This is a genomic window from Micromonospora sp. PLK6-60, assembly GCF_019890675.1.
Taxonomy (GTDB): Bacteria; Actinomycetota; Actinomycetes; order Mycobacteriales; family Micromonosporaceae; genus Micromonospora.
In genome coordinates, this window is sequence record NZ_JAIOAA010000011.1 from 96,644 (window position 1) to 110,721 (window position 14,078).

Below are 14,078 nucleotides of genomic sequence, written 5' to 3' on the forward strand. Positions count from 1 at the left end.
GCCCCGTCCCGTCCCGCCGGCCGCCGATCCCGGCGCCGTTTCCGGTCCGACGAGGTTCGCCGCGTGGTGAGCGGTCCGGTCGTGCCGGACCAGCGCGGCGGATCGGGCGCCCCGCGACCGAGCGGGGTGGCCGGGTTCTGCGCGCGGCTGGCGCGGTCGCGTCCGTTCGAGATCGCCATCATCGTGCTGATCGGCGCGAACGCGGCGGTGCTGGGCCTGGAGACGTACCCGCACCTGGGCGCGGCGGGGTCGGTGCTGCGGTGGCTGGAGTGGTCGTTCCGGACCATGTTCGTGGTGGAGATCGCGATCCGGGTGCTGGCGTACGGGCGGCGACCGCAGGACTTCTTCCGCCACGGGTGGAACGTGTTCGACCTGGTGGTGACCGCGGCGATCTTCCTGCCCGGGCTGCACGGCGACTCGGCGCTGCTGCGGGTGATCCGGGTGGCCCGGGTGCTGCGGTTGGTGCGCTTCTCGCCAGGGCTGCGCACCATCGTCGCGGCGTTGTGGCGCAGCCTGCCCGGCGTCGGCGGCTTCCTGGCGCTGGCGATGGTGACGCTCTACGTCTACGGCATGGCGGGCTGGCTGATCTTCGGCGACATCTATCCGGAGGAGTACGGCGACATCGGCCAATCGCTGTTGACGCTGTTCGTGCTGCTGTCGCTGGAGACGTTGCCGGACCTGATCGAGCAGGGGCTGGCGGTGTCGGCGTGGACCCTCGTCTACTACGTCAGCTACGTGCTGATCACGGTGAACCTGCTGCTGAACATCCTGATCGCGGTCATCGTCAACTCGATGGAGGAGGCCCGCCGGTTGGAGATGACCGAGGGGCTGGCGCCGGACTACGACGTGGACGGCGACGGGGTGCCCGACGAGTTGGACCGGATCGCGATCAGCCAGCGGCTGGACGACCTGCGGGCGGTGGTCGGTGAGTTGGAGCGGGAGCTGCGGATCGGCCGGGAGGACGGGCAGCGGCGGATGGCCGACCGGGGCTGACCGCCCGGGGGCGCGGCGTCGGCGCCGCGCCCCCGGCCGGTGGTCAGCCGGTGGCCAGGACGGCCTTGCCCTTGCGGAAGTTCTTGGCGGTGCCGTTCGGGGTGTAGTTGTTCTCGACGTTGCCGGCGGCGTCGACCGAGAACCAGTGGATGGTGGTGCCGGCCGGGACGGTCAGCGTCTCGCCGCCCTCGCGGATCCCGGCGGAGGCGTAGAGGGTGGACGAGTAGGTCGGCGCGGCGCCGTCGAGGGTGTAGAAGACGGCGGCGGCCTCGCTGGTCCCGAAGGTCACGTTCACGCTGCCCGCGGTGGCGCTGGGCGTCACCACGAGGGTGCTCTCCGGCCGCTGCTTGTCGTTGGCGAAGTCCTTCGCCACCCGCAGCAGCTCGACCAGGCCGTTGGAGAACTCCAGCGTCTCCTCGTGCGCCTCGTCCCAGGTGGGCTGGAAGGAGGTGCCGACCTCGAAGTTCCAGGCGTAGATGCCGTACTTGTACCAGAGCATGTCACCGGAGTTGCCGGCCGCCGAGTAGAGCACGTCGGAGATCGGGCCGGTGCGGGCCGGGGTGACGGCCATGTTCCGGTGCCGCTTGATCGCGGTGAGGATCCGCGACGAGGCGCCCCAGAAGAACGACTCCTGGGCCAGCGTCGGGCGCGGGGCGGAGATCCGGCCCGGGGTGGCGTACGCCCCCGGCGACCACATGAAGTAGTTGCCGGACGAGTGCAGGTTCATCGAGAACTTGATGTTGCCCCGGCGGGCCAGCCAGTCGACGTTCCGGTTCTCCGGCTCGGACAGCTCGCTCGGGCCGGCGTAGGTGTCGCTGGTGCAGCTGCTGGACGCGCCGGAGAACCCGTCGAAGAGGCTGTACTCGGTGTAGTTGCGGTTGTTGTCCACGCCCCAGGAGTTGCGGGCCAGCGCGTCGGCCGATCCGGTCAGCGGGCAGTGGTTGGTCATGTTGCGCCGCTGGGAGTTGAAGTCGTAGAAGGAGTAGTGACCGCCGTCGGGGTTGACCGACGGGGCGATCCAGATGTCCAGGTTGTTGAGCAGCTGCTTGGTCTTGCCGTCGTGGGCGTAGTTGCGCAGCAACCGCTCGGCGGTCTCCACGGTGACCAGCGGCGGCACCCACTCCCGGGCGTGCTCCTGGGCGTAGGCCAGCACGCCGGGCTTCGAGCCGTCGCGGACCTTGCCGATCCGGATCGCGTACACCGGGTGGGGATCGCGGGAGACGCTGGCCGGCGCCCGCAGCCCGTCGGTGAGCGGCGTGCGCGCGGCGGGCGCGACCACGCCGGTGCCGGTGCTGCCGCGGTAGGTGTAGGCCTGCACCAGCGTGCCGGCCTGCGCGTTGAGCGCGGCGACGACCTGGGTGGCGGTGCTGGTCACCGTGCCGGCGGCGTTGGTGGCCAGGTCGACGCGGATGTCGGTGCCGCTGACGGTGACGCTCAGCGGCCGGTCGGCCGCCCCCGGGTTGGCGAGGGTCACGGCGATGTCGTTGCCGCCCTCGTGTCCCCAGGCGCGCGAGTCGACGGAGACGCGGCTGGCGTTGGCGGTGCCCAGGACGGCCTGCGCCTTGCGCCGGTAGCCGTTGGTCTTGTACGGCAGCTCGACGATCTCGGCGAGGTCGGGATACGCGGCGGCGAGCTGCTTGATCCGGTTGTACAGCTCCGTCGGCGTCAGGTAGCTGGTGATGAAGTCCTTCTGGTAGCCGGCGCCCTCGGGGTTCTCCTCGGGGATCGGCAGCCACTCCTTGACGGTGACGGTGGCGACGTCGCCGGTGGGGCTGGTGATCTGGATCCGGTCCGGGCGGGCGGTGATCGTGGCGGCGCCCCGGTGGTAGAGGTAGACACCGGCGTCGACGAAGCGGCTGATGTTCTGCGAGCCGCCGGAGCCGATCGCGGTGCCCGGGCCGCTGTCGCGCTGCACGGTGAGCGCGCTGGTGGACGTCTGGCCCTGCGCCCACTTCGCCTCGACGGAGAGGATCTGGCTGGTGCCCGAGGTGTAGTAGTCGGCGCGGATGATCTTCACGTCGCTGGTGGTGGGGTCCGCCGCCAGGGCGGCGGTGAACGCCCGGTTCTCCGCCACGTGCTCGCTGATGGTCGCGTCGCGTTCGGCGACCCGGTCGACGGAGTCCTCCGGGCTGAACACGGTTTCGCCGAGCCGGTAGCCCTCGGCCTTGAGGCTGGCCACCTCGTTCGGGGTGACCACCGCGTGGGCGACGATGCCGTGCTCGGTGCGGGACACCTCGTGGTCCAGGTCGACGCCGGTGGCGACGAGCCGGTCCAGCTCGGCGGTGTCGGCGAGCAGGACCTCCACCACGCTGGCCTGCTCGTCGGCGGTGCGGCCGAGGTCCAGCGCCACGTCGGCGGCGCCGGCGGGCGCCGCGTCCGGCAGCGCGATGGCGGAGGCGGGGGAGACCAGCAGGACGGTGGAGACGGCGGCGGCGGCGACGGCGGGCAGTCGCCGCCGCCAACGCCGGTCGGGCAGGTGGGGTGCGCGCATGGTGGCCCTTTCTGAGGACATGGCCGAGATGGGGGTGGATAACGGCGCTAATTCGCGCGAAACGCAATTCGATACCGGTGAGAGCGTCGAAGTGGGCACATCCTTTACCGGCCCGCGCGGCGCTGTCAATGAGCAAACGGCCTGCTGAGGATGGTTCCCGGCCGGTTGCGACAGGCGTAGGAGCGCGCGGCCGGCATCTGAAACAGGTGTCCGAAGACCGCTCCCGATCCGGTTCATAGGTTCATCCCAACTGCCGCGCCGGTGCCGCGCGTTCCTCCCGGTCAGCGCCGGGGCGTGCCGGTTCAGGACCGGCGCGGGGAGGAGGAGCAACACATGCACGGATCGAGGATTGGCTGGCGCGCGGCGCTGGTCGCCGCGGCGACCCTGGTCGCCGCGGTGCCGGCGACCGGCGCGCTGGCGCAGCCCACGACCAGCGGGGCGCCGACCTCGGTGGTGGTCGCGGACGGGGTGACGCAGCCGGTGTTCGGCTACGCCGACGCCGTCCGGCAGCGGGTGTTCGTCACGTCCGACGTCGACACCGACGGCGACGGGGCGCTCGACAAGGTGGCCATGGACATCATCCGGCCGGCCGCCAGCGACCAGGGGTTGCGGGTGCCGGTGGTGATGGACGCCAGCCCGTACTACTCGACGGTCTGCCGCGGCAATGAGACCGAATGCAAGGGAGACGTCGACGGGGACGGCCTGAACGACAAATGGCCGTTGTACTACGACAATTATTTCGTCCCCCGCGGCTACGCGGTGGTGCTGCTCGACATGATCGGCACGAACAATTCGACCGGTTGCCCGGTCACCGGTGGCCGGGCCGACAACATCAGCGCGCCGACCGCCATCGACTGGCTCAACGGCCGCCGCAAGGGCTTCGACGCCGCCGGCCAGGAGGTCGTCGCGGGCTGGCACAACGGCAAGACCGGAATGATCGGCAAGTCGTACGACGGGACGCTGGCCAACGCCGCCGCGGCGAGCGGGGTGGACGGGCTGTCCACCATCGTGCCGATCTCGGCGATCTCCAGCTGGTACGACTACTCCCGCAGCAACGGCCTGGTCACCCGGGCGAACAACTACTCGGGCAGCCTGGCCAACACGGTCACCAACCCGGCTCGGCGGGCGTACTGCGCGCCGGTGCGGGCGCAACTGGGCGTGGACGGTGACGACGTCACCGGTGACTACAACGACTTCTGGGCGGAGCGGGACTACCTGCCGCACGCCGACCAGGTCAAGGCCAGCGTGTTCGTCGTGCACGGGATCAACGACGACAACGTGCGCGCCGACCACTTCAGCAAGTGGTGGGAGGCGCTGGCCGAGCGGGACGTGCCGCGCAAGCTGTGGCTGACCGGCACCGGGCACATCGACCCGTTCGACTTCCGTCGGGCCGAGTGGGTGGACACCCTGCACCGCTGGTTCGACTTCTGGCTCCAGGGCATCGACAACGGGATCATGGCCGAGCCGATGGCGGACATCGAGCGGCTGCCCGACGTGTGGGAGACCGCGAAGACCTGGCCGCTGCCGCACACCCAGCCCACCCAGGTGTGGCTGCAGCCGGCCAAGGGCGCGGTCGCCGGCGGGCTGTCGGTGAAGCCGTTCGCCGGCAAGGCGGCGGAGACCTTCCAGGACACCCCGACGATGTCCCAGACCAACGCGATCCGGCACCCGTCGGACCCGCAGGCGAACAAGGCCAACCGGCTGGTGTACCTGTCGCAGCCGCTGAAGGCGCCGCTGCACATCTCCGGCACCCCGTACGTCAAGATCAATGCGACGGTGAACGGCGAGGACACCAGCTTCGCCGGCCTGCTCGTCGACTACGGGACCCGGGAGCGGTTCAGCACCACCGGTGACGGCGTCCGGACCCTCACCACCGAGGACTGCTGGGGCGAGTCGGCCAACTGGGGCGGGCACGCCGAGGAGGCGTGCTACAAGCAGGTCGCCAAGAACGTCGCCAGCAACCCGCAGGAACTGGTCACCAAGGGCATCATCGACGGGCTCAACCTCGACTCGCTGAGCGTGTCGACGCCGCTGGTGCCCGGCGCGAAGAACGAGGTCGACGTGCGGCTGATGCCGGAGGACTACGTCTTCGAGACCGGTCACCAGATCGGTGTGGTGCTGCTCGGCTCCTACTCCGGCTACAGCAGCCGGGCCAAGCAGACCCGCGCCGACATCACGGTTCACTTCGACCGCAGCCGCATCGAGCTGCCGATCGTCGGCGGTCGCCAGGCGGCCGTCGCCGCCGGCCTCTAGGCGGAGGGCGGGGGCGCCCGATCGTGGGCGTCCCCGCCGGTCAGCGGTCCGGCCGGTCGCCGTTGAGCCGGGCCAGCTTCAGCGCCAGATGCAGGCAGAGCCGCTCGTTGCCGTCCTTCAGGTCGGTCTGGGCGAGCTGCTCGATGCGTTGCAACCGGTAGTAGAGGGTGGTGCGGTGCAGGCGCAGTCGTTTCGCGGTGGCGTGCGCGTTGCCGGCGAGGTCGAGGTAGGTCTCCAGGGTCTCCAGCAGCACCTGGCTGGCCTCCTCGGCGAACAGCCCGGCCAACCCCGGATGCACCGCGGCGGCCCCCAGCTCCCGGGTGTCCATCCGGGACAGCACCCGGTAGATGCCGAGGTCGGCCCAGGACACCAGCGGGCCGAGGGCGGGCAGCCGGGCACCCACCCGGGCCGCCTGCAACGCCTCCTCGTAGGACGAGACGGTGTCGTACAACCGGGGCCGGGGCTCGCCGATGCCGACCACGGTGCGCGACACCGACGACAGGCCCTGGCTGGCGCTGCGCAGCGTCTGCCCGAGGTGCCGGGCGGCGGCCTCGGTGGTGACCCGGCCGCCACCGCCCCGGCCGCAGCACAGCAGCAGCACGCCGTGGTCGTGCCGGACCAGGTGCAGCGCCTCCCGCGGCCCCACCCAGCGCCGGGTGGCGACCAGGGTGTGCTCCAGCGCGATGCGGGCCGGCTCGTCGACCGGCTCCTCGCGGGTGCCGACCAGCGTCGCGACCAGGGCGGTCACCTCGCCGTCGCCGGCGATGACCCCGTCGCTGAGCAGCGACCGGACCGCCTCGCAGCGCGTCTCCGGGGCGTCGGCGAGCAGGGTACGCGCCGCCTCCGCCTCCCGCTGCGAGGTCAACTCGCCGAGCAGGTTCTCCCGGTACAGCGCCAGCGACAGGTCGGGCATCGCCTCGGTGACGGTGGCGATGTCCGCGTCGCTCATGTCGCCGGTGGGGTCGATGAACCAGACGAAGCCGAGCAGCAGGTCCTGGTGCCGGATCGGCACGCATACCCGGGGCAGCAGCTCCAGCTCGGGGGAGGCGGGGGTGCGGACCGGCCCGCGGGCGTCCATGATCCCCACGTCGCGGAACCAGGCGATGACCTCCGGCGTGGTGTGCCGGCGCAGGATCGAGGTCCGCCGGACGTCGTCGATCAGGCCGGTGTGTTCGCTGTAGACGACGACCCGTTGCCGGCGGTCCTCGATCAACGCGGGCCGGCCCACCCGGGCGGCCATGGTGTCGACGATGTGTTGCAATTCTGTCTGCACTTGCTCTCCCGGTCATCCCGGTGTCCCCACGACACCATGAAGATCGGGTCCGGCGCGCGGGGTTCGGCAGGACCGTTCGCTTACCTTGTGCTGACGGCGGGGCGGCGCGCAACCGCCCTCCCGGTGGATATGCCCTCCTGCACGTGTCGAAAACCGCCGGTGGACGTGCCGACATCTGCACGGTGACCGGGACGTGGCCCGCTCCTAGATTCGTCCCGGGGAGTGATCACGCACCTAGGCACGCCGTGCCCGCCGCTCTCCCACCCCCACTCGCCACCCTGAGAGGTGACTCGATGCACCTGCTGCCCACCAGACGTGCGGTGCGGCGATCCGTGCTGGCCACCGCGCTCGCCACCGCACTGGTCGCGTCCGCCGCGGCCGGTCCCGCCGCCGCCGCCCCCGACCCGGCCACCGGTGACCGCGCACCGTTCCAGGCGCTCGACCCGCAGAACTGGCAGAACCCGGACACGATGACCTGGGACGACTACCGGGCCGTCCCGAACACCAACTGGGCCGACCCGACGGTGAAGGGCTCGGTCCGCAACTTCAAGATCGCGCTGGTCACCCTGGACTACACCGACCAGCCGTTCGAGATCACCAAGCCGGCCGGGTCGTCGGTCTTCGGCAACCCGCAGGCCAGCGCGGCCAACATCCCGCGCGACAACGTCGCCGGGTTCTACACCGACTTCCTCAACAAGCCGGGTGGGCTGAACCGCGGCCACACCCTGCACGAGTACTGGATGGAGGACTCGGGCGGCCGCTACGGCGTCGACCTGACCGGGTTCGGCCCGTTCCGGATGCCGTCGAAGTCGTACCAGTACGGCATCGACAACAGCTTCAACCCGGGCGCCTGCCCGGCCGGCGAGGCGTGCAACCGCAACATCCGCACCGACGGCCTGGGCGCCTGGCGCGCGGCCGTGGGCGACGAGGTGGCCAACTCCTTCGAGCTGGTGTTCATCCTCTCCGCCGGCCAGGACGAGTCGTCGACCTGGCAGGAGTTCGGGCAGATGATGTTCCAGAACAAGGAGGACGTGCCCGACGCGTGGGGCCCGCCGGACCCGAACCTGCCCAACTACGCGAAGACCCGCTACGTCGACTGGACCTCCTGGAAGGCCGCGGCGACGATCTGGCCGAACGCCGGCGGTGGCTCCTCCACCCAGGCGGAGAGCTCCGGCATGGGCGTGTACGCCCACGAGCTGAGCCACCTGCTCAGCATCGGCGACAACTACAACAACCCGTACGGGGTGCCGCTGCGCCGCGCGTACACCGGCATCTGGAGCATGATGTCGCGCGGGTCGTTCAACGGCCCCGGCGGCCCGCACACCCGCTGGCAGATCCCCCCGGTCAACGGCGGCTCGCTGGGCTCGCTGCACACCCTGCGCGACAAGATGAAGATCAAGCTGGTCGGCGAGGAGCACGTGCTGCGGCTGTCCCGGGAGGAGCTGGCCACCTCCGGGCTGGTCGTCGCCGACGTCACCGCCCGTGCCGTCGACGCCGGCCAGAACGGCCTGACCGGCCTCAACATCGCGATGAACGCCGACCGCTCCCCGGCGTGCAACACCAGCACCGACCCGCTCTGCGACGGCGGCCGGTTCAACAACTACACCGTCGAGGTCGTCGACCGGATGGGCGCCGACTCGTTCACCCCGGACAGCGGCGTGCTGATCAGCAAGACCAAGAACGCCGACAGCGCGCCGTTCCAGTGGGTGGTCGACGCCAACCCGCAGGACATCGACATGGTGGACTTCTACCGGCCGGACGGCACCCCGCAGATGATCACCATGGGTGACTACCGGCAGCTGTCCGACGCGCTGTTCCACGCCGGCGCCAACTCCGGCAGCGAGTACGAGTTCGTCGACGAGGCCAACCGGCTGCACTTCTACGTGCTCAACCTGCGCCGCGACGCCGACGGTGTGCTGTCGTACACGGTGGCGGTGCGGTCGCTGGACGGCGCCGGGCCCAGCCAGCACGGGGTGGCCCTGTCCAAGGGGCAGCTGATGACCCGGGGCAAGCCGACCGCCGGCGGTGCCACCTGCACCTTCGACCTGACCAACACCGGTAGCTACGTCGCCTCGGACGCCCAGCACCCGGAGGACGTCAGCGACCACCTGCGCTCCGACGTCTACCGGCTGTCGGCCAGCGTCGGCGCCGCCGGGTGGCAGGTGCAGCTGCCCAACGAGCTGGCCACCGCCGAGTTCGGCAAGTCCACCTCGGTGGACGTGTCGGTGGGCGCCACCGCCAACGCGGCGGCGACCACCCTGGTGACGCTCACCGCCACCTCGGAGAGCGACCCGTCCAAGACCGTGACCAGCCAGTGCCGGGTCGAGCGGCCCCGCGCGCTGCTGTAGGGCACGGAGAACCCCGGGGCCGGGGCGACGTATCGGAGGACGAGATGAGACGGCTGCTGGCGGCGCTGTGCGCGCCGGTGGTGCTGGCCGGTGCGCTGGCCGGATGCGGCGGTGACGAGGAGGAGGCCCGCGCGGAGACGACCGTGCGGGTGCTGGTCCGCGACATCAACATCCGGCCGGTCGGCGTCGACTGCGCCGGCACCGGCCCGTACACCCACTTCCACAACCGGGCGCCGTTCCGGGTGGTGGACGCCGACGGGCGCACCCTGGCCGAGGGCGCGCTGTCGACCGGCCGCTCGGTGGCCACGTTCGAGGAGGACCTGGAGGTGGCGAAGGTGCCCACGTACTGCGAGTTCCGGGTGCCGGTGCGGGTGGCGCGGCGGGACGCGTACCGGCTGGTGGTCGACGACCGCCCGCCCGTCGCACTGACCCCCAACGACAGCGAGGGACCGGCGCTGGTCGCGGTGGTGCCGTCGTGAGGGGCGTACGGCTGGCCGCCCTCGCGGTGGTCGCGGTGCTGGCGGCCACCGGCTGCTCCGCGGCGCGGGACGAACCGGCGCGGCCCGAGCCGGTGGTCGGCGGGGCGGCGGCGCTGCCCGGTCCGGCACCGGCCGGCCTGGCCCTGCGGCCGGCGCCGTCCGGCGCGCCGGGCGCGCCCGCGGTCACCGGCCGGCTCACCGACGGCAGCTCGGTCGACCTCGCCCGGCTCTGGGCCGACCGGCCGGTGGTGCTGGTCTTCTTCACCTCCTGGTGCGACGTCTGCGCGCAGCGGCAGGACGCGCTCAGCCAGCTCGCCCGCGAGCACCGCGACCGGGTGGTCTTCGTCGGTGTCGCCGGCCAGGACAAGCCCGAGGACGTGCAGCGCTACCTGCGGGCGCACCGGGTGGACCACCCGGTGCTGCTCGACGACGACGGCCGGGTCGCCCTCTCCTACGCCGTCCGGGAACCACCGGCGGTGGTGCTGGTCGGCAAGGGCGGCAAGCTGTTGCGCGGCTTCACCGGCGGGGTGGACGCCTCGGCCCTCGACGCCCGGCTGAAGGAACTGGTGCTGGCCCCCTGAGCCGCCGGGTGTCCGACCCGTCCTGCACAATCCCTTGCCATGTACGGCGACGACGAGGTCTTCGCGGCACTGGCGCGGTTGGTGGCCGCGGGGGAATACCTGGACGACCGTCCGGGCCGGGTCGGGGTCGGCCTCGACCTCGGCCCGCTGTCCCGGGCCGAGCAGGGGGCGCGGCGCCGGACCTACTCGCGGGGCACCCCGGAGTACGCGGAGGCCCTCGCCCGCGGCTGGCTCGACCCGCTGCCCCCGCTCACCCCGGCGCCCCGCGCCGCGGTCGAGGAGGCCGAGGCGGCGGCCGGCGTCGCGCTGCCACCGCTGCTGCGCCGGCTCTATCTCGAGCTGGGCAACGGCGGTTTCGGGCCGGGTGTCGGCCTGATCGGCCTGCGGGGCGGCCACGGCAACCCGGCCGGGGTGCTCCCCGCGCCGGCCGACCCGGGCGAGGGACCACGGATCCCACTGTCCCTGTGCGACTGGGGCTGCGGCGTCACCTCCCTGCTGGACCTGGCCGACGGGCAGGTGTGGGGGGTGGACCCGAACCCCGCGCCGAAGGGCGTGTCGCCGCTGTTCGGCCAGCGGATGGACGTCGCGGAGTGGTTCGGGCGGTGGGTGGACGGCCGGCTGCGCCAGCCCTGGCTGGTGGAGGACCCGGCGACGGGCCGGTGGCGCGGCGCCACCGACGCCGAGTACGCCGAGGCGGCGGGCTGAGCCGCCCGCTCAGCCGGCCAGCGTGTCGAGCCGGCGGGCGAGCCGCGCGGCCGCCGCCCGCAGCTCCGCCGGCTCCAGCACCCGGGCCTCGAAACCCAGCCGGGCCACCTGCGCGGCGAGCCAGGTCAGGTCGTCCCCGCCGACCACCAGCACGCACCACCCGTCGCGGTCGTCCTCGACGCGTCCCACCTGGGGCGGCACCACCTCCCGGACCCGCTCCGGCGGGGCGTGCACCCGCACCCGGGCGAGATACCGGTACGGCGCCTCGGCGACGGACCGCTGCACGTAGCCGACCGGGTCCGGGTGCTCCCGGGCCCGGAAACGCCAGGTGGTCGTCACCACCTCACGCATCCGGTCCAGCCGGAAGGTGCGCCAGCCGGCGCGGTCGACGTCCCAGGCCATCAGGTACCACCGGCGACCGGTGGTGACCATCCGCACCGGTTCGGCGGTGCGCTCACCCGGTTCGCCGTCGCGCCCGGCGTAGCGGAACCGCACCCGTACCGCGTCGCGGCAGGCCCGGGCGAGGGTCACCAGCAGCTCCGCGTCGATCTCGACCGCCGGGCCGGCGAGGGTGTCCGTGGCGTCGTGCACGGCCCGCACCTCGGCGCGCAGCCGGGCCGGCAGCACCTGGTCGAGCTTGCTGAACGCGCGCAGCGCGGCCTCGCCCGCACCGGCGATCGTGCCGCCGGCGGCCAACCGCAGGGAGACCGCCGTGGCGATCGCCTCCTCGTCGTCGAGCAGCAGCGGCGGCAGCCGGGTGCCCGCGCCGAGCCGGTAGCCGCCGCCGACGCCCGACGTGGCGTGCACGGGATAGCCGAGCGCGCGCAGCCGCTCCACGTCCCGGCGTACCGAGCGGTCGGTCACCCGCAGCTCGGCGGCGAGCTCGGCGGCGGTCCAGGACGGTCGCCGTGGCAGCAGCGCCAGCAGCCGCAGCACCCGCTCGGTCGTCGCCTCCACGGTCACCCGCCGATCGTTGCACGAATCGAGGACCGATCCTGTCCGCGATCCGCGAGAGGCTGACGTCATGACCAGCCAGACCGGGAGCCACCGGCTCCGTAACCGTCCCCCGCAGGCCCGCGAGCAGCACCGACCGGAGGTGAGTTGAGATGGCGCGCGAGGTGCAGGTGACGGTCGACTGTGCCGACCCGGCCGGGTTGGCGGCGTTCTGGGCCGACGTGCTGGGCTACCGGGTGCAGGACCCCCCGCCGGGCTTCGCGACCTGGGACGAGGCGCTGGACGCGCTGGGGGTGCCGCCGGAGCGGCGTAACGACGCCTCGGCGGTGGTGGACCCGGCGGGTCACGGGCCGCGGCTGTTCTTCCAGCGGGTGCCGGAGGGCAAGCAGGCCAAGAACCGGGTGCACCTCGACGTACGGGCCGCCCCCGGGTTGACCGGTGACGCGCGAATGGCGGCGCTGGAGGCCGAGGCCGCGCGGCTGGTGGCCCTCGGCGCCACCCGGCTCGGCCGGCACGAGCCCGCTCCGCCGCTGGAGGCCGGGCACATCGTGCTGGCCGACCCGGAGGGCAACGAGTTCTGCCTCGACTGAGCCCCGCGCGAGGCGGGGCCGGCCGGCCCCGCCCCGCGCGGGATCACGCGGGTTCGACGGGCAGCCACAGCTCGGTGGTGGCGGTGCTGAAGTCGTCCGCCCGGTCGAGCACCGCGACGATCGCCGGCCCCGGCCGCAGCCGCCACGGGTTGGCCGGGAACCAGTCGGTCGCGGTCGCGGCCCAGGTCGTCTGCAGCGCCTGCGGGTACGCCCCGCTGGTGCGGAAGGCCGCCCAGGTGCCGGCCGGCACCTCGATGGTGTCGAGGTCGTCCGGGGCCGGCGTGCCGTGGGACAGCGCGACCCCGTGCAGGTAGGTCAGCTCGCTGCCCTCGGCGGCGTCGGGATCGACGTCGTCGCTGACCTGCAACAGGCCCGCCGGCTCGGTGTCGCTGAGCGCCTTGAGCCGGACGTGCTCCTCCGGGGGCAGCGCGGCGACGTGCCGCTGGATGTGCGGGTTGACGCCCCGGTGGATCAGCGGCACCCGGGCGGCGTGTCCGACGAGCCGGAACGCGGGGCGTTCGACGATGCGGGTGTCCATGGGGATGCTCCCTTCGACGGTCAGGCGGAACCTGAGCTGTGGTTGTGTGCGAAGGGGGCCGCCGTCCCGGCGTACGTCGGCGGGGCCGGCGCCGTGCACGGCCCGGAACGCCCGGCCGAACGCCTCGGTCGAGCCGTAGCCGTACCGGACGGCGATGCTCAGCAGGTCGTCCCCGCCGCGGACGACGTCGGCGGCGGCGACGGTCATCCGGCGCCGGCGCACGTACTCCGACAGCGGCATGCCGGCCAGCGACGAGAACATCCGGCGCAGGTGGTATTCGGTGGTGCCGGCCAGCCGGGCCACCGCGTGGACGTCGATGTCCGCGCCGAGGTGCTCCTCGACGGCGTCGACGAGCCGGTTGAGTGCCGAGATCACGGGGCCTCCCTCCGCCGTCAACTCTGGCCGAGGACACCCCGGCCGGGCCCGATCATCGTGGCCCGATCCGATCATGCGCGCGGGGTGTCCGACCGTCGGCGCGCCGGGCACGACCTCCCATCTTCCCGATCAACCGAGCCTACTTTTGTCTTCTCCGAGGAAAGTCCAACTGCGACCAACGAAAGGTCTGGACACGCTCTCGGCAAGTCAGTAGGGTCGGGATCTGTCGATATGTTTCACCGCGATGAGACCGCAGCGTAGGTAGCTTTCAGCCGCGGCATTCCCGGGGGGCTGCGCATCCGTCCCGGGCCGTCGTCGGCCGGCACCGGGCCGCGCACCCGGCGACGAGCTGCCGACCCACCACCGGATCGACCCCCCGCACCGCCTCACCGACGTCCGTGGCGCCTCACCCCACGGCCGCTGACCCGTGCGCGCAGGAGGGCACGCGCACGCCCACCCCCGCTCCGTCCATCCACCACGCCCGACGTGGCGCTGCAC

At 72.6% G+C, this 14,078-nt stretch carries 12 protein-coding genes; 8 read left to right on the top strand and 4 right to left on the bottom strand.

The window, feature by feature from the left end:
- The first annotated feature begins 66 nt into the window (after positions 1-66).
- Positions 67-993, top strand: a complete 927-nt coding sequence (locus K7640_RS20575) for an ion transporter (protein ID WP_308042622.1) — start codon at positions 67-69, stop codon at positions 991-993.
- A 43-nt stretch (positions 994-1,036) separates the two neighbouring features.
- On the opposite strand, the gene K7640_RS20580 is transcribed toward K7640_RS20575, so the two are convergent.
- Positions 1,037-3,484 (bottom strand): M14 family metallopeptidase, encoded by a 2,448-nt coding sequence (locus tag K7640_RS20580; RefSeq protein ID WP_222956500.1) that lies wholly within the window; start codon positions 3,482-3,484, stop codon positions 1,037-1,039.
- On the opposite strand from K7640_RS20580, the gene K7640_RS20585 reads away from it, so the two are divergent.
- Together K7640_RS20585 and K7640_RS20590 are read left to right on the top strand one after the other, a co-directional pair.
- Entirely contained in the window at positions 3,483-3,632 is a 150-nt protein-coding gene (locus K7640_RS20585) for a hypothetical protein (protein WP_222956501.1), read from the top strand. The genes K7640_RS20580 and K7640_RS20585 overlap by 2 nt on opposite strands.
- A 185-nt stretch (positions 3,633-3,817) precedes the next feature.
- Positions 3,818-5,737 carry a Xaa-Pro dipeptidyl-peptidase gene (locus tag K7640_RS20590; RefSeq protein ID WP_222956502.1) on the top strand — a complete coding sequence of 640 codons (1,920 nt, stop codon included), beginning with the start codon at positions 3,818-3,820 and terminating at the stop codon, positions 5,735-5,737.
- Positions 5,738-5,777: 40 nt separating this feature from the next.
- Here the strand turns inward: K7640_RS20590 and K7640_RS20595 are convergent, their stop codons facing one another.
- Positions 5,778-7,010, bottom strand: coding sequence for a CdaR family transcriptional regulator (locus tag K7640_RS20595; RefSeq protein ID WP_222956503.1), 1,233 nt, complete (start codon positions 7,008-7,010; stop codon positions 5,778-5,780).
- Between the two features lie 293 nt (positions 7,011-7,303).
- On the opposite strand from K7640_RS20595, the gene K7640_RS20600 reads away from it, so the two are divergent.
- From K7640_RS20600 to K7640_RS20615, 4 genes are read left to right on the top strand one after another with little or no spacing between them, the layout of a single operon-like run.
- Entirely contained in the window at positions 7,304-9,358 is a 2,055-nt protein-coding gene (locus K7640_RS20600; RefSeq protein ID WP_222956504.1) for a M6 family metalloprotease domain-containing protein, read from the top strand.
- Between the two features lie 44 nt (positions 9,359-9,402).
- Entirely contained in the window at positions 9,403-9,837 is a 435-nt protein-coding gene (locus K7640_RS20605) for a hypothetical protein (protein WP_222956505.1), read from the top strand.
- Positions 9,834-10,418 (top strand): TlpA disulfide reductase family protein, encoded by a 585-nt coding sequence (locus K7640_RS20610; RefSeq protein ID WP_222956506.1) that lies wholly within the window; start codon positions 9,834-9,836, stop codon positions 10,416-10,418. Before K7640_RS20605 ends, K7640_RS20610 begins: the two co-directional genes overlap by 4 nt.
- A gap of 39 nt (positions 10,419-10,457) precedes the next feature.
- The gene (locus K7640_RS20615) at positions 10,458-11,123 is read left to right on the top strand and encodes a hypothetical protein (RefSeq protein WP_222956507.1); all 666 of its coding nucleotides are present in this window, start codon (positions 10,458-10,460) and stop codon (positions 11,121-11,123) included.
- A gap of 9 nt (positions 11,124-11,132) precedes the next feature.
- On the opposite strand, the gene K7640_RS20620 is transcribed toward K7640_RS20615, so the two are convergent.
- On the bottom strand, positions 11,133-12,086 hold the full coding sequence (locus K7640_RS20620) for a YafY family protein (protein ID WP_222956508.1): 954 nt from the start codon (positions 12,084-12,086) through the stop codon (positions 11,133-11,135).
- A gap of 143 nt (positions 12,087-12,229) precedes the next feature.
- On the opposite strand from K7640_RS20620, the gene K7640_RS20625 reads away from it, so the two are divergent.
- The gene (locus tag K7640_RS20625; protein ID WP_222956509.1) at positions 12,230-12,667 is read left to right on the top strand and encodes a VOC family protein; all 438 of its coding nucleotides are present in this window, start codon (positions 12,230-12,232) and stop codon (positions 12,665-12,667) included.
- A 43-nt stretch (positions 12,668-12,710) separates the two neighbouring features.
- On the opposite strand, the gene K7640_RS20630 is transcribed toward K7640_RS20625, so the two are convergent.
- Positions 12,711-13,580 carry an AraC family transcriptional regulator gene (locus tag K7640_RS20630; protein WP_222956510.1) on the bottom strand — a complete coding sequence of 290 codons (870 nt, stop codon included), beginning with the start codon at positions 13,578-13,580 and terminating at the stop codon, positions 12,711-12,713.
- Between the last annotated feature and the right edge of the window lie 498 nt (positions 13,581-14,078).

Coding starts and splice junctions, on each gene's coding strand:
- K7640_RS20585 (WP_222956501.1), top strand. CDS start 3,483: ATGGTGGCCCTTTCTGAGGACATGGCCGAGATGGGGGTGGATAACGGC.
- K7640_RS20580 (WP_222956500.1), bottom strand. CDS start 3,484: ATGCGCGCACCCCACCTGCCCGACCGGCGTTGGCGGCGGCGACTGCCC.
- K7640_RS20590 (WP_222956502.1), top strand. CDS start 3,818: ATGCACGGATCGAGGATTGGCTGGCGCGCGGCGCTGGTCGCCGCGGCG.
- K7640_RS20600 (WP_222956504.1), top strand. CDS start 7,304: ATGCACCTGCTGCCCACCAGACGTGCGGTGCGGCGATCCGTGCTGGCC.
- K7640_RS20605 (WP_222956505.1), top strand. CDS start 9,403: ATGAGACGGCTGCTGGCGGCGCTGTGCGCGCCGGTGGTGCTGGCCGGT.
- K7640_RS20615 (WP_222956507.1), top strand. CDS start 10,458: ATGTACGGCGACGACGAGGTCTTCGCGGCACTGGCGCGGTTGGTGGCC.
- K7640_RS20625 (WP_222956509.1), top strand. CDS start 12,230: ATGGCGCGCGAGGTGCAGGTGACGGTCGACTGTGCCGACCCGGCCGGG.